The following is a 19,909-nucleotide window of genomic DNA, read 5'->3' as shown; positions in this document are numbered from 1 at the left end:
ATACCCTTAAACGGCTGCCCATATACCTGTTACCGTGGTAGATACATTATGTGTATTTACTTATCTTTACACAATTTGGTTTTTTCACCCTGTCCTACTTATCATGGAGGAAGCAACGGAAATTGCTAAACTACGTCTTTTCTTAGCGTTGGTTTCTTCTGCTAATGATGTAGAAGAGTTAGAGCCTTTGCCGAATATTGATTTTAATATTATGGCGGGTAATTCGCTGATTGGTTTAATTAAAGTAGATGATACGGCTTTTGATGCGGTGGGTAATTCACTACAAGGAAATCTATTACAGTCTTTAGCCGCAGATAATTATAAGAAAATTTTAGAAGAAAAAAATAAATCTGTTGAGTTGTATAAAGAACACGCTTTTTCACCTAAAGCATTACCCAATACAGATACACCTAAAGATACTCGATTGATACACATCCGCAAAAATATTGAACAACTCAACAAAAAATCGCAAGAAAAGTTAAATCTTTTGCTGTTGGATGAGTTTAGTAAGCGTTTGGGTATCAAGTATGAAGAAGTTCAGTTAACTGGGAAATCACAGAAGCGGGTTTTGAAGGTTGAGGATATTGCAGCTTTGAAGCCGTTTCATTGGGGTTATCATTTTAACGAGGTTTTAGAACGCGGTGGTTTTGATGCAATTATTACTAATCCACCTTGGGAAATATTTAAGCCACAGGCGAAAGAGTTCTTTGCACAGCATAATGAACTGGTGACAAAGAATAAGATGGATATTAAGGATTTTGAGAAAGAACAGAATAAACTTTTACAAAATCCCATAATTGCAAGTACTTGGTTAGAATATCAAAGTCAATATCCTTATGTGAGTGCTTATTATCGTTCATCTGAACAGTATAAAAATCAGATTTCTATTGTAAATGGTAAAAAAGCAGGTACGGATATTAATCTTTATAAGTTGTTTACAGAACAGTGTTTTAATCTTTTGCGTTCAGGCGGTGAGTGCGAAATTGTAATTCCTAGTGGGATTTACACTGATTTGGGGACTAAGCAATTGCGGGAGATGTTGTTTAGTCAAACTAAAGTGACTGGGTTATTCTGTCTTGAGAATCGTAAGACAATTTTTGAAGAAGTTGATAGTCGTTTTAAATTTGTTGTTCTTACTTTTGTTAAAGGTAGTACAACAACAGAATTCCCATCTGCATTTATGCGTTTGGATGTGCAAGAACTTCAAATGTTTCCTAGTGGTGATAGCTTGCAGATTAACGTAGATATGATACGTAAACTATCGCCTGATTCCTTATCTGTAATGGAGTTTAAGAATGAGGTTGATATCCGCATAGCTGAGAAAATGGGTAAGTTCCCTTTACTGAGTGAAAAAATTAAAGATAAGTGGAATTTAATTCTTAGTAACGAATTTCACATGACTAATGATAGTCACTTATTCTACCAAGAGTACAAACCAGGAAGGCTACCACTTTTTACAGGTAAGCTATTTAACCAATTTGAGCAAACAGGAGAAAAGCCTCTTTATTGGATTGATGAAAAAGAAGGTAGAAAAGCTCTTATTGGTCGTACTGAAGACAAAGGACAGTTGATGAATTACCAGGGGTATCGCTGGGTACATCGTCGCATTGCCAGTAACACCAATTCACGAACACTAATTTGTTATATAACGCCGAAAAATGTGTTTACTGAGGTTAATAGTACTACACTCAAAGTTGTTGAAACTGGAATTTCTAATCAAGAAATGTTGTTTCTTTGTGCTATTACCAATAGTTTTACGCTTGATTGGATGATACGCCAAAAGGTAACTACAACCCTTAATATGTTTTACATTTACCAATTACCCGTACCACGTTTAACAAAAAACGATCGCAACTTCAACGATATTGTACAACGTGCCGCCAAACTCATCTGCACGACACCAGAATTTGACGAACTCGCGCAAGAAGTCGGTCTAGGTTCCCATCAACAAGGCGTTACCGACGAAGCAGAACGCGCCAAACTCCGCGCCGAACTCGATGGAATGGTAGCACATCTTTACGGCTTAACCGAAGATGAATTTAGCTACATCCTCACTACTTTTCCGATTGTGAATGCAACAGTTAAAGAAGCAGCATTGTCAGCTTACCGCACCTTTGCCCCAATGTTTGGAAACTCAGAATTAGTCTCTTGTTAGGCTTTCGTTTTCATGCAGAGTATGCAAACAAAGAATACTATCAGTATGACTAAGAGGTTGTTTGAAAAGTAATTTGCTGTATCTTTGCACTTATTGATTCCCCCTAATCCCCTTGCGGTGTACACACAAATCGAATTACCCCCCTCAATCCCCCCTTGGAAAGGGGGGAAGCCGGAAATCTAGTTCCCTCCCCTTTACAAGGGGAGGGTTAGGGTGGGGTAAAACGTTTTGCTACCGTGAAAAGAATTTTTCAAACATCCTCAAATATCTGTAACGAGGAATACAAACTGAATTGTTACATTAGAATTTGAAGTATATTTATTGCCTCAAGCTTGGGAAAGACAAAACATATTATTTGTAAATTTTCAAAATTCTTAATACTAAATTTATAATTTTGAATTATTTTTGGTGCAAATTAAAAATTGTAGTTTCTTAATAATTTATTTTAAATTTCTTAAAAAGGTTGACTCCGATTATGTTTCGTTAAAATCGAATTGCTGCTATAAATACAAAAATGTATTTAAATAAGGTGTAATAAATTACTATATAAATCCGGCAGCATTTACTTAGTCGTAATTTTAGAACCGTGCAAATTCATCCTCACTCCGAATTTAACCATAGCCGCGATCGCCGTGAACAGGGTTTGCAAAAATTGCTCGATCGCCTTGTTAAAACAATGCAGCGCGATGAGTTAGTGCGGCAAACGACCAATCAACTCAGAGAATCGCTTCAGGTTGATCGGGTGGTGTTGTATTATTTTTACAGTCAGTGGGAAGGACAAGTGACTTTTGAATCTTTGAGTTCTCAAGAGTTTTCAATACTTGGTTCCACTGGCCCAGATGATTGTTTTAACAACGAGTATGCTGCTTTATACTTAGCAGGACGGGTAAAGGCGATCGCTGATATTGAATTAGAGCCAATCCATCCTTGTCACCGAGATTTTCTCCGCAATTTGCAGGTTCGCGCTAACTTGGTTGTACCAATTGTCATCCCTAGAGGATTATGGGGATTGCTAGTAGCACATCACTGTCAAGGGACTCATGATTGGTCGCCATCAGATATAGAAATGATGCAAACAGGCGCACAAACTCTAGCGACAGATCGTAATATTTTGGAGAGCTAAAATAATTCGTAATTCGTAGTTAAAAGAGCGGTTAGAAACCGCGTCTACACAAGGCTTTACCCACCTCCGTGGGTTTCAAACCCTCAATTTTTTCTAGATAAGGAGAAAGAATTATGAAATTTGGTTACACGGTCATCTGGGTAGACGATGTAGTTAAAACAGTTGAGTTTTACGAAAAAGCCTTTGGTCTGGTTCGTCGCACTCTCCAGGATAAAGGACAATCTATCTGGGCGGAAATCGAAACCGGCAGCACTACACTAGCTTTCTCCTCTAGTAGCGAAGCACAGAAATTATTTCCTGGTGGCTTTCATGCCAATGATCCCACACAACCACCGACATTAATTCAGATATCATTTATTACCCCCGATGTTGGCAGCGCTTACATGAGAGCGATCGGCGCTGGTGCAAAAACATTAGATGCCCCTAAAAGCCAGCCTGGGGGACAAATGATTGCTCGTGTCCGCGATCCCAATGGTGTGCTGGTGTCGTTGGTAAGTGGCTAAGTAACAAATTGCCTTTTAGCAGATGTCTTGATCTAAATGGCTGCTTCTAGATTTGGCTTATACTGGGCATAGGAAAACAGCACTGCCCAGATATTAAAATGCTACTTATTCCTACTGTTACCCCGATTCCCCTTGTAACTGATGCAAATGGTGTTGTTAGAGTTAGCAAAACCCGCATCACTTTAGATACAGTCGTTACAGCTTTCCTTGAAGGGGCTACAGCAGAAGAGATCAGAGAACAGTACCCATCGCTTCATCTTTGGGATATCTATTTGGTGATTGGTTATTACTTACAACACCAAGGTGAGGTTGATACCTACCTTCTAGAGCGTCAAAGACTTGCCACGAAAGTTCAGCAGGAAGCTGAAAAGCGTTTTAACCCTATTGGAGTGCGCGATCGCCTTTTAGCAAGACGCAACCCACAAGGGTAAATTACGATGCTGCGTTTTTTGGCTGATGAGAACTTTAATAATCAGATTATCCGTGGTGTTCTGCGTCGTAACATTAATGTTGATATTGTCCGTGTTCAGGATGTTGGATTGACTGAAGCAGACGATCCAACTGTATTAGAATGGGCAGCGCAAAACAGGCGTGTGGTGCTAACTCATGATGTCGCAACGATGACAACTTTTGCTTATGAACGATTACAAGCAGGCTTGGCAATGCCTGGTTTATTTGAGATCAGTCGTCGTGTTTCAGTTGGTTTGGCGATCGAGGAAATTTTGTTGCTAGATGAATGTAGCTTAGAAGGAGAATGGGAAGGACAAGTCCGGTTCTTGCCTTTGCGTTAACGATTGGAGGCGAACCGTCGTTGGTAAGCATTTGTTTTCTGTAGTCCCCAATCTAAAATCTGAAATTTTATGGATTCCAATGCTTTGCTGTGTGAAGCGATCGCAAATCACATTACTACCAGTCCTCAACAACGAATTACTTTTGCCCAATTCATGGATCTGGCACTATACCACCCTGAATACGGCTACTATTCCAGCGATGTAGTCAAAATTGGCTTTAAAGATAGTGATTTTTTTACCTCTCCCAACCTCTGTTCTGACTTTGGTGAGTTACTAGCAGAACAATTTTTCCAAATGTGGGAAATTTTAGGAAAACCTGTACCCTTTTCTCTGGTAGAAATGGGAGCAGGTCAAGGATTGCTAGCTTTGCATATCCTTAAATATCATCAACAGCACTACCCAGATTTTTTTACCGCCCTAGAGTACATAATTGTTGAAAAGTCTTCAAGTTTAAGACAAGAACAGCAGCAACGCTTAGAAGATTTCCCTGTGCGTTGGTGCAATTTAGAGGAAATACCACCAAATGCGATCGCAGGTTGCTTTTTCTCTAACGAGTTAGTAGATGCGTTCCCCGTACATCAATTCATCCTAGAAACGGGAGAACTCCGAGAAATTTACGTAACCACAGAGAAGAATGAGAAAGAAACCAATGCCCCATACCCATCATTTATAGAAGTCACAGGAGAACCTTCAACCCCCCAACTGGCTGAATATTTAGACTTAGTGGAAATGAACTTTACCCAAAGTGCATATCCAGATGGCTACCGTAGTGAAATTAATTTAGCTGCTCTAGACTGGTTGAGTATAGTAGCAGACCGCTTGCAGCGCGGCTATGTGTTAACAATTGATTATGGCTACCCCGCCAGCCATTATTATAATCCCAGGCGATCGCAGGGAACACTACAGTGTTATTATCATCATCGTTTCCATGACAACCCTTATATTAATATTGGGCGACAAGATATCACTGCCCATGTTGACTTTACGGCTTTGGAACGCTGGGGCGAACGGTGCAATTTAAAAAATGTTGGTTTTATCCAGCAGGGATTATTTTTGATGGCGTTGGGATTAGGCGATCGCATTGCAGCCCTTTCCGAGCAAAAGCAACCTCTCTTGCAGTTACTACAGCATCGGGATGCACTACACCAACTTATAGATCCCACAGGACTCGGCGGCTTTGGAGTCTTAATTCAGAGCAAAGGTCTGGACAATACAGAAACTTCTCAAAAACTCAAAGGATTGACCCTGCCAGAATAAAGGTAAATTTGAAAAGTTAAAACTCTATTTAAGAATGCAGTATCAATCTTATTTAGACTAGCATAACAGTGAATACTGTAAAGTTAAACACAATACAAAAGTAATAATTATGTCCACCCATGACCTGCTAATGCTAGTAATACTACTTACTCCTGGTATTTTACTTTCAGTGATAATTATGGCGACTTTTGCGGCTGGTGGATAATCAGCAAATACGAAGTTATCAGTGTTCAAAAATAACTGTTCACTGATAACTGATAAGCTAAAAAACATCTAATTTGCATAATCGAATAAACATAACTCTTGTGGGGTAGGCTGAAAAGCCCGCCCAGCTTGTGCAATTTCAATGTGGAACAGCTGATCAAAATCAAACAATGGAAACGCGATGTCTACAACAGACTACGCCTACGCTGTATTAAAGGAACGTGAAAAATGAAGGTGGCATTTCTGGGAACTGGACTGATGGGACTACCAATGGCTCAAAGGTTATTAGCCGCAGATATACAGCTAGTTGCCTACAATCGCACCCCAGAAAAATTAGCACCACTACAAGCAGCTGGGGCTGAAATTGCTACACATCCCCGCCACGCCATTCGTGCTGCTGAGTGCGTAATCCTCATGCTGACTAATGCCCCGGCCATTTATAATGTGTTGCTTTCAGACACTTCTTGGCAAACTTTGGAAGGGCGCACAATCATCCAAATGGGAACAATTACTCCCACAGAAAGCCAGGAAATTAGAGATGCAATCGTTGGTGGTGGTGGTGAGTATTTAGAAGCACCAGTATTAGGGAGTATCCCGGAAGCACAAGCTGGTAAGTTGAGTGTGATGGTAGGGGCAGAGCCAGAACAATATCAACGGCACTTGAAGTTACTCCAAAATTTTGGGACAGAACCTTTACTTATAGGGCCAGTAGGATCTGCGGCGGCGCTTAAATTGGCATTAAATCAACTAATAGCTTCCCTAACAACTAGCTTTGCTTTGAGCCTGGCTTTTGTCCAGCGTCAGGGTGTTGATGTGGATATGTTTATGCAAATCTTGCGCGACAGTCCACTCTACGCACCTACCTTTGACAAAAAGCTACAACGTATGTTGGATGGCAATTATGCCGATCCGAATTTCCCCACAAAACATTTGCTCAAAGATACAGAATTGTTTATCTCTGAAGCGAAATCTCGAAGTTTGGATCTCAGCAGTATTAAAGGTGTGCGGCAAATCTTACAAACAGCCGTGAAAATGTCATTTGCCGATGATGATTACTCATCACTATTTTCTGTAATTAAAGAATGGGGAGAGTAATGGAGGAATAAATTTAAGTAGGGCAGCACAACTCGCTGTGCTACCCCACTTAAAAAGTTTTTTTACACCCCGGCATCCCTGGATATGCCTTTTGAAAATGCTAAATTAAAAGGTTTTAATCTTTAAATGACAATATTACTGCCCATTAGTAGTTGATTGAGGAAATGGTAGAGATTCAGTCTGGGGTTGAGGCTGAGGTTCAGGTTTAGGATTCAGAAAATCCTGCCAAGTTTTAATTTGCTCTTGCGCCGCACTGTAAGCAGCACTACCGCGTGGAATCGATTTTGCAATATCAATTCCTCTAGCAATATCAGACTGACCTTGAGAGCGAGCTATTTCTAACAATTGCTGACTCCATTGGTCAATAGCCAGATTCGCATCCATACGTAGGATGCTATTGTTTGAAACCCGATCTGCCAGCCGTATTGCTTCAACCAAAGCTTCTGGGGTACCAGCCGCGCCAACTTCTTGGGCTTTTTTCCAGTTTTCTCTAGTGCGGATTTGCCCTTCCCAATCATTTATCGCAGCTTGCGCTTCTTGTGAAAGCGCCCTTCCCGATGAGGCAATTTGTTGAGCGGCGCTAATGGCGGCGGTGAGATTTCCACTCTGAGCCAGTTCTTGTGCTTGATCCAAGTAGGGTTGGTCTTGAATTCGCTGAATTTTTCCTATCCAAGTCCGAATTCTTTTCCGTGCTTCTGGATATAATGCCCGACCTCTACGAATTTCGCTGGCCTGAGCGATCGCAGCTTGCAAAGAGTTGATATCATCGAATACAGCTATCTGTTCGGCACGTTCTAAGTAAGGTTGGTCTTCAATTGTCTCCACTTGGGCACGCCAGCGATCTATCTCTTGCCTCGCTTCTGTGGCCCTGGGATTATTTACAGGTATTAACTGTACTTGGGCGATCGCTGCTGTTAAATTAGGGACTGTTCCCTGGCTAGCCAACAACCTCGCTTTTTCTAGATTGGCAACATCTTCAATTTCCAACTGCCAACGAGCAATCAGTTGCTGGGCTTCGTTATACACTGGTCTGGAAGGATCGATTTGTTGTGCTTGAGCGATCGCAGCCTCTAAACCAGAAACGTTACCGATCCAAGCACTTCTTTTCGCATCAGCTATGGCGATAAAGTCGTCTGTTTCACCCTGTAGTTTCGTACTCTCTGGAATTTGTCTAGCAATATTCAGTGCTTCATCGGCATCCCGCTTGTCTAGTTTTGCCTGTGCCAATTCCAGCATTTTGCGTCCAAATGCAGGAATCGCTTCCTGAGCTTTTTGGTAAAGGTAACTTTCCTGCCCAATAGACTCGGCTAGCTTGATGGCTTCTAGTAAATTATCGACTACTTTGCTGCTTGCTAAACTTTCCGCTTTTCCTAACTTATCGCCATCTTCCCGCGCTCCGGCGATTAGACGATTCAATTGGTCGTATTTAGTGCCCGCCCAGTATTGATTGTCTACGCGCAGCATTTTGGCGGATAACATGAACGCCGATTGCCAGCGCCGTTCTTTTACTTCTGCGATCGCACCGTTGTATGTTTCTTCTGCCTTTGTCCAAATTGACTGCCATTTGTCAACTTGTTCATCGACTAATTTATAAGCTGCCACATCTTCGGGTATCTTGCGAGCAGTAGCGATCGCTTCCTCTAAATTCCCTGTTTGGAAACTTTGATCGGCTAGCTTCAAAATATCCCGCGACCATTCTTCGATGAAACGATCAATTTCTCCATGCAACGGGTGATTTTGTGGTAGTTGCTTCACCAGAGCGATCGCTTGCAATAGGTCGTTCACTGTTTGCTTAGAAGCCGCCAACTGAGCGCAATGTAGCCGCACAGAAGCACTAGCTAGGGGCCAGAAAATCGAGGGGCAATTAGGAGCAGCCGGCAACTTTAGCAGCATTGCCATTGCCAAGAATCCTACACTGCCGGGAATCAACATTAGTAGTACTAGCCACAATGTCCAGCTTTTCATCCAGCGTGGCCATTTCCCAGAAGCACTACTGAGTTTGGCAGTCTCTCCTGAATGACTATTTATAGGTAATCCTTGTGTATCGTTTTTTTTTCGCCGCTTCACTGACTTAGAAGTAGAACCAGTGGGTGGGACACCAAATGGTTGAGTTTCACCGAATTGTTCTGTTCGGGATAATCTTTTGTTTTGATCTGGCTCTCTATCACTGGCTGAAGACCAACTGTCTGGAATATCCCGCTCTGTCATCTCTCACACCAAAATAATTGAATAGCGCTCTGTTTTAGGTCGATAATTCCATTGATGCCATAGTAACTTTCTCGCGATCAAAAAGCTACTTTTTTTTGATTATCCCTCTCCACAGAATACCATGTTCAATCTAAAAAATTAGTGTCTTTTTATACTTTATCCTGAAACAGTAGATTCAGCTTGTAAATCGGCAATTAGTTGAGCTAACTGATCGCTACTTGCCTGGTAAACGTTGCCGCAAAAGTCGCAAGTTGCTTCAGCACCATTATCTTTAACAATCATATCTTGCAGTTCGGCTTCTCCCAAAATTTTCAGTGCCCCCAAAACGCGATCGAAAGAACAACCACAGTGGAAACGCAGCATTTGCCGTTCGGAAAAGATTTCCAGGCCCATATCGCCTAATAGGTCGCTAAAAATTTCAGTCAAATTCTTCCCGGCTTGCAATAATGGCGTAAATCCTGCCAAACCAGCGACTCGTGATTCTAAAGTTTCTACGAGGGCTTCATCTCTGGCAGCTTTGGGTAACACTTGTATTAGTAATCCTCCAGCCGCAGTTACTCCCCCTGCTCCCACAAACACACCTAAAACTAAAGCTGAAGGTGTTTGTTCAGAATTCACCAGATAATGAGCCACATCATCGCCAATTTCACCAGAAACTAGTTCTACCGTACTAGAGTAAGGATAACCATAACCGACATCTCGCACAACGTAGAGGTAGCCACCACCCACTGCACCACCAACATCTAGCTTACCTTTGGCATTAGGAGGTAATTCTATAGATGGATTCCCCACATACCCGCGTACCGTACCATCTAAGCCGGCATCTACCAATATGCCGCCTAAAGGGCCATCGCCCTTCACCCGCATATTGACCCTTGATCCACTTCGCTTCATACTAGAAGCCATTAACAAGCCCGCCGCCATAGTGCGACCCAGTGCTGCCGTTGCCACGTATGAAAGCTTGTGTCGCTGCCGTGCTTCTTCTGTTAAACGTGTGGTGATCACACCTACGGCACGAATTCCACCTTCGGCTGCTGTTGCACGAATTAACTGATCCGCCATGAATAACCTTACATTTCTTAACAAGTTCACTTTTTCTATTCTAAGTTCTCTGCTGCAAGAAAAGTAACGTAGTGGGGTGTTAGGTAAACAAACGGCTGTCATTGGTCATTAGTTATTTGCAAAGGACAAAGGACAAAAGACTAATGACAAAAACTATTTGCAATATTAGAAATAGCGATATCTCACTTTTAGGCAGTCTTAGAAAAATGCTAGGTAATTTTCAACAAAGTCAACTGCGAATCGAAATTGAAGCGCCAACAGATGCAATTCGTGATAGTCTGCTGCATCCGGTACAACTAGAAAAATGGCTCTTAGCGCAACGCTTTGCGCCAGGAATGCCAGAAGAACTACTTCCGGGATTTCAGTTTACTACCTGGACTGGGCCAGTCTCAATTCATCATCAAGTAGATGTTGTAAAATTCAACTGTCTCCGTTTGCTACTCAGTGGAGGTATTGACGGGTTTCATGAATGGTATTGGGGAGAAGGTTGGGTGCAATCCCGCTTGGAAGGAGTTTCACTTTTGCCCTTAAATTTGGGTCAAACCTTGAGTTTGTTGAGCTTGCGTCAATTTCTGGCAACTCAAGGACGTTGAATCGGCTGAATGTGAAGGGATTGGGAATTGGGGTATGGGGTACAAGAGGCAGAGGGGAAAGAGCTAATTTTTATTCTGCCCCTGTCCCCTTACTCCCTGCTACCGTTCGGCTACGCTCACGGCACTCCCCGACTTCTTTCCTTAGTCTCTATGTCCCTAGCTCCCAGTTCCAGAAGCAGAAATAATACCTACAATGATTTTTACCATGACAGATAAATCTTCTAGAACTTGATAGCGTTTCTGGTCTTGAGTCACCTGACGATTCGCACGATGATAAACTCCAAAACGCCAGTCTTCACCAGTCATAACTGCTTATATAGCAATACGTTCAGATAAGCCCAAAACACTTCTTGTAGAGACGGCGATTTATCGCGTCTTGAAAACCAAAAATTGTTGCCAGTAGCCCTGAACTGAACCGTATTGGCTTATATAAGGCTCATATTTTATTTTTGAAAACATTCGGTACAACTCAAAGAGGCTTCTTGACTGTTGCCCTTCCCTGTTGCTTATTGCCTTATCTCAACAACAATTATTTACGCCCACTGACTTATTATTGAGTCTCTGATTAGTCAAATCACATACTTCAAGTGACCTGATTCTAATTCGGCTTTACCACTAACACCGAACAATTAGCTTCTTCGACAACTTGACTACTTACAGAACGCTGGACAATTCGCTTCATCCCAATTAATCCCCGACTACCAATTATAATTAAGTTAGCTTTGTAAATATTGGCAAGACGAATAATCTCTTCGGCAGGATCGCCAGTTACCAGTTCTAATTCACTTGGGACTGATAATTTTTCCTGATAGGATTGCAGCTGTTTTTCCAGTTGAAAATAAGAAAATGTTGGGGACTCTGGCTGAGGACGATCGGCAGGTATTTCCATTTCAGACTCTGGTGTAGGAAATACATGACAGATAATAACCTTGGCATCTTTTGATAACACCAAATTATCTAAACTCTGAATTACTCGTTCTCCCATTTCCGAACCGTCCAGAGCTATCAAAATATTCTTTAGCACCGCTCTCGTCTCCTATAAGAGTAGACCCCGTTACATAAGTATGTAGTAAAACTTGTGAGCAGCTACACTAAATTATTTTTATATTTGCCTACTTAGTATATGTTTTCGAGGTTATGCGATGAATTGGTTTCACCCAAATTTGACGCTAGTGCATTGTAGGAAGATATTTTCGCCAGTCATTTGGGGACGCTAAGGTTTACTACATCATCAGTCAGTACAATACAATAGGCGGGCAATGTCTAGTAGATGCTCGCCAAAACCCTGAAAGCAGGTAGCAAATGATTTATTTGCTACCTAGAAAGTGACTTTTGTCAACAGTATTAAACAAAATTAACCATTCCAAATTACTCCTCTTGCTGAATTCGGCGGCGGACTGAATCAGCATGAGAAGGTAAACCTTCTGCTGTTGCTAGCACATCAATAGCACCAGCCACATTTTGCAGCGCAGTTTGGGAGTATTGAATAATACTGGAATGTTTGAGGAAAGTTTCTACCCCTAACGCCGAAGCATAGCGGGCAGCGCCAGAAGTTGGCAAGGTGTGGTTAGGCCCTGCCAAATAGTCTCCTACAGCTTCTGGTGTGGAGTAACCCAAAAAGATTGCCCCAGCGTGGCGAATCTGTGGTAAGAGTGCCCAAGGGTCTTTTACTTCTAATTCCAGGTGTTCAGGGGCAAATTCATTTGAGAGTTCTGCTGCTGCTTGGAGCGATTCCACAAGGACAATCAACCCATAATGAGCGATCGCTTTTTCTGTGTCTATTCGCCGTGGATGATCCACTAGCTGTCTTTCCAAGGCTACTTGCACGTTTTTCGCCAAAGCCGCATCTGTCGTCAGCAAGATTGCCGCCGCCATTGGATCGTGTTCGGCTTGGGCTAGCAAGTCAGCAGCGACATGCACCGGATTTGCGCTTTCATCGGCAATCACCAGCACTTCGCTGGGGCCTGCCAAAGAATCAATACCGACGGTGCCATATACAAGTTTTTTCGCAAGGGTGACATAAATGTTACCGGGGCCAGTAATCACATTCACTTTCGGAATTGTTTCTGTGCCATAGGCTAAAGCAGCGATCGCTTGTGCGCCCCCAATGCGATAAATTTCTTGCACTCCTGCTTCTTGGGCAGCTACTAAGACTGCTGGGTTAATTACACCCCCTGGGCCTGGTGGTGTCACCATCACTATATGAGGTACAGCAGCGACATGAGCGGGAATTGCATTCATCAGCACTGTACTAGGATAGGCGGCGCGGCCACCGGGCACATACAGCCCCGCTCGGTCTACAGGGGTGTAGCGTTTGCCCAGTACTACTTCATCGTCGCCAAAGTGTACCCAGCTTTTTGGTACTCGCTGACGATGAAACGCTTCAATTTGGCGGCAAGCTAGCCGAACTGCGCCCAACAACTCCTTTGACACCTGCTGATAGGCTGCATCTAGTTCCGAGCCTGTAACTCGGAGTTCTTCTGCTTTCAGGGTTTGTTTGTCAAATTCGGCTGTGTAATGCAATACAGCTTTATCGCCTTGGCGCTTCACTGCTTGCAAAACTTCCCGCACCGTTGCTTCTTTGTGAAGCACCTGTTCGTCATGGGTGCGATCGCAGATCCGTTGCAGTTCTGCTCTAACGTCTGCCTGCTGAGTAATGATTCGCAGCATGGAGTAAGGACAATGCCAAAATTATAATATTCACACCTGAGATTTAGTATTGCTCTTGACCCACTGGGGTGTGCAAGCTGACTCTAATTCTCTTCTCTAGCTTAACCTGGATTTTTTTGATACTCTCAAGCTTGCCAGCAGATGGTTTGCTTGAGAAGGCGACTTAATTGCTCAGTCCGACAACCCTTAACAGGATAGCGGCAGGATGTGGGTGTGCCATTTCCCATTACCCTTATGCCCTTTCCCTCACTCCTTGCGGGGTGCAGGTGGTGTGTTTGCACATCCAATCCCCTAAATTTACAGGGGGTAGGGTCTGAGTATAATTTTTACTTATTTTCCTAACTTCTCAGTAGTTTACATCTGTACAGACACGATATAGTATCGTTTCTATACTTTGATAACCCTGAAATTTCGCTGTTTACAGTTTTTTGCCTCTGATAATAGATCCTAAAATTCAGGAAATATCACATTGGCAACCACATCGCTTTCTCAGGTAGTGGTGAGTTAGGGTAACAACAGTTTTATTTGATATGGCTTATTTTAACGCATTTCCTAAATTGACGACACACTCAATTGCGGACTGAAGAGATTTAGAAAGCAGGGGAAGAAAAACTATTGTCCAATGGCAGATTTTTTTTAGGAAATTATAACATTGGCAATTTGGATGCTATATTAGTAAGTCTAGTAGTGTGTGTACATATTAATAGTATTTTTGGAATTGACTGTGGCGAATACAAAGTCTGCTCTCAAGCGTGCCCAAATCGCAGAACGTAACCGACTGCGTAACAAAGCTTACAAATCAGCAGTCAAGACGCTGATGAAGAAATACTCTAATGCTGTAGCTGTCTATGCAGCTAATCCTACCCCAGAATTAAAACAAGAAGCACAGGCTCGGTTATCCGAAGCTTACGGCAAAATCGATAAAGCAGTCAAACGGGGTGTCCTTCACCCCAACAATGGGGCAAGGAAAAAGTCAAGATTGGCTCATAAACTAAAGCCCATCACTCAAACAGCAGCTGAATAGTCATTGTTGAGCCAGTGCGATCTTTTAACTGAGTGAGTCACTAGGTTACGAATTTTCTAAAAGCTGTAGTAATTAACTGGCGTAAAACGCCAGTTGCTCATCCGAAGTTAGTGTAATCTTGAGGGTTTCCACACCAATTTGCTCTGTGCCTTTTAACCCTTCTACAGCAGGGTTGCACCATGAGTAACTGGTTTTGTTTATGCCAATTAAAACAAGTGGCGTTCCCTCTGGAAAATTTGGTGATCGCTTAGTGGCTACCACAGGAGAAAGATTTACCCGAAGGATGATTTGTCCTTAGTCACGATCAGGGCTAACAATTTTATGACTAACGACAAAGAACAAAGAATGCAACTGGTAGACACGCACGTTCATCTCAACTTTGATACTTTTCAGCCGGATTTAGCAACAGTGCGATCGCGGTGGCAAGAAGCAGGAGTAGTGCGTTTAGTACATTCCTGTGTTCACCCAGGTGAATTTTCCACCATTCAATCCATAGCACACCAGTTTCCTGAAATCAGCTTTGCCGTGGGATTACATCCTCTAGATGCTGAGAAATGGAATAGCGAAACAGCCGAGACAATCAAAACTTTAGCTAGTTCTGACTCGAATGTGGTAGCAATTGGAGAAATGGGGCTGGATTTTTACAAAGCTGATAACTATGAGCATCAGCTTTTGGTATTTGAGTCACAGTTAGCGATCGCATCTGAACTCAATTTACCAGTAATTATCCACTGCCGTGATGCTGCTGTAGCAACCAAAGAAGTGTTGCAAAAATGGCGGGAACTTAAGGGAGAAAGAGTGCGCGGTGTTATGCATTGCTGGGGAGGAACGCCAGAAGAAACCCAATGGTTTCTCGATTTAGGCTTCTACATCAGCTTTAGCGGGACGGTCACGTTCAAAAATGCCAAAGCAATCCAATCATCAGCTGCGATGGTGAGTAGCGATCGCCTACTGATTGAAACAGACTGTCCATTTCTCGCCCCAGTTCCTAAACGGGGACAAAGACGTAATGAACCAGCCTACGTGCTTTATGTAGCCGAGCAAATAGCGAAACTGCGTCAAGAAACGGTAGAAGCGATCGCCCATCAAACCACCCAAAACGCCTGTGAATTATTTGGTCTGTCAATATAAAAGTGGGCTTTAATCACTTTTATTCAGTTGTGCTAAAAAAATAAAACTCTAGGGGGACAAAAATATGCTAATATTATTCCCTCAAAAACATTTTGCGTGCGCCATAATGATAAAGGAAGGAACCTAAAATTTCTGAGCCTAATTTTCAGTGATGTTATCGGCTTGGCCATCCTCCAAATCTCTACAAGCGGATGCTCTCCACACATGACTAACCGTGCCAAACCAGGTTGAGGTAGACTTTATTTTGCACAACATCGGCTTGATGTGTATTTAACCTATACAAAATCCTTAAACGAAATTGCCTTGTGAGTACAATCCAGCAAAACGAAGAAATTCTGATTCAAAACCAACAAGGTGCGGATCGTTCCCTCAGTCTTAGGATATCTAAGATATCACTGAGAGTATAAATAGCCGGGTGGATTTAAAACACACCGTCTAGAGCTGCGTCAGCAAATTAACGCGCTTTTTGGAGGGGAAATGAAGAACGTAGATAAAACTCAGGAATATCTCAACTGTATATTCTTCTTAAATCAAGACTATAGTGAGTTTTTGGTGTCTGAGTACCCGATTAGGGGCAATTATCCCCTTGTCCAAATTGCTCATTCCAGCTTTAATCGCTGCGTTTGCCCACACCTGTAAATAGCAAGTGTGTCAAAAGTTCCCAAACAACTAAGGACACTGACTAGCAGTGGGAAGCGTAAAACAGCAGTGTCCAAGGGAAAATTTTACCAGGTTGACAAAGGAAGAGGCATGACTAAAGAAACATACATGGAACCCGCCTTTCTGTTGCCCGACTTGATTGAAATCCAGCGATCGAGCTTTCGCTGGTTTTTGGAAGAAGGGCTGATAGAAGAACTTAACTCCTTTAGTCCTATTACAGATTATACGGGCAAATTAGAATTGCACTTTTTGGGTCATAACTACAAACTCAAAGAGCCAAAGTATAGCGTCGAAGAAGCCAAGCGGCGGGATAGTACTTATGCCGTCCAAATGTATGTTCCCACACGGTTGATTAATAAGGAAACCGGGGAAATCAAAGAGCAAGAGGTATTCATTGGTGATTTGCCTTTGATGACTGATCGCGGCACGTTTATTATTAACGGAGCCGAACGGGTAATTGTCAATCAAATCGTGCGATCGCCAGGCGTTTATTACAAATCAGAAATCGACAAAAACGGGCGACGTACTTATTCAGCTAGCTTAATTCCTAACCGGGGAGCATGGCTGAAATTTGAAACAGACCGTAACGATTTGGTCTGGGTACGCATCGACAAAACCCGCAAACTCTCAGCGCAGGTACTTCTAAAAGCTTTAGGGTTATCAGACAACGAAATCTTTGATGCCTTACGCCACCCCGAATATTTCCAAAAAACCATCGAAAAAGAAGGGCAATTTTCTGAAGAAGAAGCCCTGATGGAGTTATATCGCAAACTCCGTCCTGGTGAACCACCTACAGTATTAGGTGGACAACAACTCTTAGATTCTCGTTTCTTTGACCCGAAACGTTATGACCTTGGTCGTGTTGGACGGTACAAACTCAACAAGAAATTGCGCCTTTCTGTCCCAGACACCATGCGGGTGTTGACTGCTGGCGATATCTTGGCAGCCGTAGATTACCTAATTAACCTAGAATACGACATCGGTAATATCGATGACATTGACCATTTAGGCAACCGTCGAGTGAGAAGCGTCGGTGAATTGCTGCAAAACCAAGTAAGAGTAGGCTTAAACCGCCTAGAGAGAATCATTCGGGAAAGGATGACCGTATCCGATGCGGAAGTGCTAACCCCTGCTTCCTTGGTGAACCCCAAACCATTGGTAGCAGCAATTAAAGAATTCTTTGGTTCCAGCCAGTTAAGTCAGTTCATGGATCAAACCAATCCTCTGGCAGAACTGACCCACAAACGCCGTCTGAGTGCCCTTGGTCCTGGTGGTTTAACCCGCGAACGCGCTGGGTTTGCCGTGCGGGATATTCACCCTAGCCACTATGGACGTATTTGCCCCATTGAGACACCAGAAGGCCCCAACGCCGGATTGATTGGCTCCTTAGCAACCCATGCGCGGGTTAACCTGTACGGATTCCTCGAAACACCATTTAGACCTGTGGAAAATGGACGAGTCAGATTTGACTTGCCCCCAGCCTACATGACAGCCGATGAAGAAGACGATCTACGGGTTGCTCCTGGGGATATTCCTGTAGATGAAACTGGGCACATTATTGGTCCACTAGTGCCAGTACGTTATCGCCAAGAATTTTCCACCACAACACCAGAACAGGTGGACTACGTAGCAGTATCTCCCGTACAGATTGTGTCGGTAGCAACCAGCATGATTCCCTTCTTGGAGCATGATGACGCTAACCGAGCGCTGATGGGGTCGAACATGCAACGGCAAGCAGTACCCCTGCTGAAGCCAGAACGTCCTCTAGTGGGTACTGGTTTGGAAGCCCAAGGAGCAAGAGACTCCGGGATGGTGATTGTATCGCGTACTGATGGCGATGTTACTTATGTGGATGCTACAGAAATTCGCGTCCGTCCTAAACCTAACACCTCCGAAATTAGATACACCCTTTCCAAGTACCAACGCTCAAACCAAGACACCTGTTTAAATCAGAAACCTCTCGTCCGCATTGGTGAACGGGTTGTTGCTGGTCAGGTATTAGCTGACGGCTCCTCCACCGAAGGCGGTGAATTGGCGCTAGGACAAAATATCGTCGTTGCCTATATGCCTTGGGAAGGCTACAACTACGAAGACGCAATTTTAATCTCTGAAAGATTGGTGCAGGATGATGTCTACACCTCAATTCACATTGAAAAATATGAAATTGAAGCTAGACAAACCAAACTAGGGCCAGAAGAAATTACCAGAGAAATTCCCAACGTCGGGGAAGATGCCTTGCGTCAGTTGGATGAACAAGGAATCATTCGTATAGGGGCATGGGTAGAAGCTGGAGATATCTTGGTGGGTAAGGTAACACCCAAAGGTGAATCTGACCAACCACCAGAAGAAAAACTATTACGGGCGATTTTCGGTGAAAAAGCGCGGGATGTACGCGACAATTCCCTGCGAGTCCCCAACGGTGAAAAAGGTCGCGTAGTTGATGTGCGCTTGTTTACTCGTGAACAAGGGGATGAACTGCCACCAGGAGCCAATATGGTAGTCCGGGTGTACGTTGCCCAAAAACGCAAAATCCAAGTTGGCGACAAAATGGCAGGACGGCACGGTAATAAAGGGATTATTTCTCGGATATTACCGGCGGAAGATATGCCTTATTTGCCCGATGGTTCACCAGTGGACATTGTACTTAACCCCTTGGGTGTACCTAGTCGGATGAATGTCGGACAAGTATTTGAGTGCCTCTTGGGTTGGGCTGGTCAAACTTTGGGAGTCCGATTTAAGATTACTCCGTTTGATGAAATGTACGGTGAAGAGTCATCGCGCCGAATCGTGCATGGCAAATTGCAAGAAGCACGGGACGAAACAGGGAAAGACTGGGTATATAACCCAGATAATCCAGGCAAAATCATGGTGTATGACGGTCGTACAGGTGAACCCTTTGACCGAGCAATTACCATCGGTGTGGCTTATATGCTGAAACTGGTGCATTTGGTGGATGATAAGATCCACGCCCGTTCCACAGGCCCATACTCGCTGGTGACTCAGCAACCCTTGGGTGGTAAAGCACAACAAGGTGGTCAACGATTTGGAGAAATGGAAGTGTGGGCATTGGAAGCCTTTGGTGCGGCTTACACCTTACAGGAATTGCTCACAGTTAAATCTGACGATATGCAAGGACGGAATGAAGCGTTAAATGCGATCGTTAAAGGTAAGGCAATTCCTAGACCTGGAACTCCAGAATCCTTTAAGGTGCTAATGCGCGAGTTGCAATCATTAGGATTGGATATTGCTGTACACAAGGTAGAAACCCAAGCAGACGGCAGTTCCCTAGATGTGGAAGTCGATTTGATGGCAGACCAATCAGCCCGTCGCACACCTCCTCGACCAACTTATGAATCTCTTTCCCGCGAATCGCTGGAAGACGACGAATAATTCGTAATTGATAATTCGTAATTCGTAATTAATTCTTCAATTA

At 43.3% G+C, this 19,909-nt stretch carries 17 protein-coding genes; 11 read left to right on the top strand and 6 right to left on the bottom strand.

Features of this window, described 5'->3' with window-relative positions; all coding sequences use genetic code 11:
* Positions 1-34: 34 nt before the first annotated feature.
* The 7 genes from H6G86_RS28630 (at position 35) to H6G86_RS28600 (ending at position 7,128) form a co-directional block, all read left to right on the top strand.
* Positions 35-2,155, top strand: a complete 2,121-nt coding sequence (locus H6G86_RS28630; protein WP_206758449.1) for an Eco57I restriction-modification methylase domain-containing protein — start codon at positions 35-37, stop codon at positions 2,153-2,155.
* 586 nt (positions 2,156-2,741) lie between these two features.
* A complete protein-coding gene (locus tag H6G86_RS28625; RefSeq protein ID WP_190937138.1) occupies positions 2,742-3,278 on the top strand; it encodes a GAF domain-containing protein in 537 nt (178 codons plus the stop codon).
* A gap of 113 nt (positions 3,279-3,391) precedes the next feature.
* The gene (locus H6G86_RS28620; protein ID WP_114085291.1) at positions 3,392-3,781 is read left to right on the top strand and encodes a VOC family protein; all 390 of its coding nucleotides are present in this window, start codon (positions 3,392-3,394) and stop codon (positions 3,779-3,781) included.
* A gap of 98 nt (positions 3,782-3,879) precedes the next feature.
* Positions 3,880-4,212, top strand: a complete 333-nt coding sequence (locus H6G86_RS28615; protein WP_190937137.1) for a DUF433 domain-containing protein — start codon at positions 3,880-3,882, stop codon at positions 4,210-4,212.
* A 6-nt stretch (positions 4,213-4,218) separates the two neighbouring features.
* Positions 4,219-4,572 carry a DUF5615 family PIN-like protein gene (locus H6G86_RS28610; protein WP_190937136.1) on the top strand — a complete coding sequence of 118 codons (354 nt, stop codon included), beginning with the start codon at positions 4,219-4,221 and terminating at the stop codon, positions 4,570-4,572.
* Positions 4,573-4,641: 69 nt separating this feature from the next.
* On the top strand, positions 4,642-5,829 hold the full coding sequence (locus tag H6G86_RS28605; RefSeq protein WP_190937135.1) for a class I SAM-dependent methyltransferase: 1,188 nt from the start codon (positions 4,642-4,644) through the stop codon (positions 5,827-5,829).
* A 432-nt stretch (positions 5,830-6,261) separates the two neighbouring features.
* A complete protein-coding gene (locus tag H6G86_RS28600) occupies positions 6,262-7,128 on the top strand; it encodes an NAD(P)-dependent oxidoreductase (protein WP_163928974.1) in 867 nt (288 codons plus the stop codon).
* Positions 7,129-7,263: 135 nt separating this feature from the next.
* Here the strand turns inward: H6G86_RS28600 and H6G86_RS28595 are convergent, their stop codons facing one another.
* Together H6G86_RS28595 and hslO are read right to left on the bottom strand one after the other, a co-directional pair.
* Positions 7,264-9,336, bottom strand: a complete 2,073-nt coding sequence (locus H6G86_RS28595; protein WP_190937134.1) for a type 2 periplasmic-binding domain-containing protein — start codon at positions 9,334-9,336, stop codon at positions 7,264-7,266.
* Positions 9,337-9,492: 156 nt separating this feature from the next.
* The gene (gene hslO, locus H6G86_RS28590; RefSeq protein ID WP_190937133.1) at positions 9,493-10,398 is read right to left on the bottom strand and encodes an Hsp33 family molecular chaperone HslO; all 906 of its coding nucleotides are present in this window, start codon (positions 10,396-10,398) and stop codon (positions 9,493-9,495) included.
* Between the two features lie 206 nt (positions 10,399-10,604).
* On the opposite strand from hslO, the gene H6G86_RS28585 reads away from it, so the two are divergent.
* The gene (locus H6G86_RS28585; protein ID WP_190937143.1) at positions 10,605-10,991 is read left to right on the top strand and encodes a hypothetical protein; all 387 of its coding nucleotides are present in this window, start codon (positions 10,605-10,607) and stop codon (positions 10,989-10,991) included.
* 156 nt (positions 10,992-11,147) lie between these two features.
* Here the strand turns inward: H6G86_RS28585 and H6G86_RS28580 are convergent, their stop codons facing one another.
* The 3 genes from H6G86_RS28580 to hisD all read right to left on the bottom strand — a co-directional run bounded on the left by H6G86_RS28580 (position 11,148) and on the right by hisD (position 13,661).
* On the bottom strand, positions 11,148-11,297 hold the full coding sequence (locus H6G86_RS28580) for a hypothetical protein (RefSeq protein ID WP_190937132.1): 150 nt from the start codon (positions 11,295-11,297) through the stop codon (positions 11,148-11,150).
* A 292-nt stretch (positions 11,298-11,589) separates the two neighbouring features.
* Positions 11,590-12,015, bottom strand: coding sequence for a universal stress protein (locus H6G86_RS28575; RefSeq protein WP_190937131.1), 426 nt, complete (start codon positions 12,013-12,015; stop codon positions 11,590-11,592).
* A gap of 344 nt (positions 12,016-12,359) precedes the next feature.
* On the bottom strand, positions 12,360-13,661 hold the full coding sequence (gene hisD, locus H6G86_RS28570; protein ID WP_163928968.1) for a histidinol dehydrogenase: 1,302 nt from the start codon (positions 13,659-13,661) through the stop codon (positions 12,360-12,362).
* A 724-nt stretch (positions 13,662-14,385) separates the two neighbouring features.
* Here hisD and rpsT point away from each other — a divergent pair.
* Positions 14,386-14,685, top strand: coding sequence for a 30S ribosomal protein S20 (rpsT, locus tag H6G86_RS28565; RefSeq protein WP_190937130.1), 300 nt, complete (start codon positions 14,386-14,388; stop codon positions 14,683-14,685).
* Positions 14,686-14,757: 72 nt separating this feature from the next.
* On the opposite strand, the gene H6G86_RS28560 is transcribed toward rpsT, so the two are convergent.
* Positions 14,758-14,946 carry a hypothetical protein gene (locus tag H6G86_RS28560; protein WP_190937129.1) on the bottom strand — a complete coding sequence of 63 codons (189 nt, stop codon included), beginning with the start codon at positions 14,944-14,946 and terminating at the stop codon, positions 14,758-14,760.
* 84 nt (positions 14,947-15,030) lie between these two features.
* Between H6G86_RS28560 and H6G86_RS28555 the strand changes: the two genes are divergently transcribed.
* Positions 15,031-15,816 (top strand): TatD family hydrolase, encoded by a 786-nt coding sequence (locus H6G86_RS28555; RefSeq protein ID WP_190937142.1) that lies wholly within the window; start codon positions 15,031-15,033, stop codon positions 15,814-15,816.
* Positions 15,817-16,566: 750 nt separating this feature from the next.
* Complete coding sequence (rpoB, locus tag H6G86_RS28550; RefSeq protein ID WP_190937128.1) at positions 16,567-19,866, top strand: DNA-directed RNA polymerase subunit beta; 3,300 nt, start codon at positions 16,567-16,569, stop codon at positions 19,864-19,866.
* Positions 19,867-19,909 lie beyond the last annotated feature (43 nt).

The organism is Nostoc sp. FACHB-133 (assembly GCF_014698055.1).
Classification (GTDB): domain Bacteria; phylum Cyanobacteriota; class Cyanobacteriia; order Cyanobacteriales; family Nostocaceae; genus Nostoc.
Note: the sequence above shows the minus strand (reverse complement) of the source record. Positions and strands in the feature narration are given on the sequence as shown.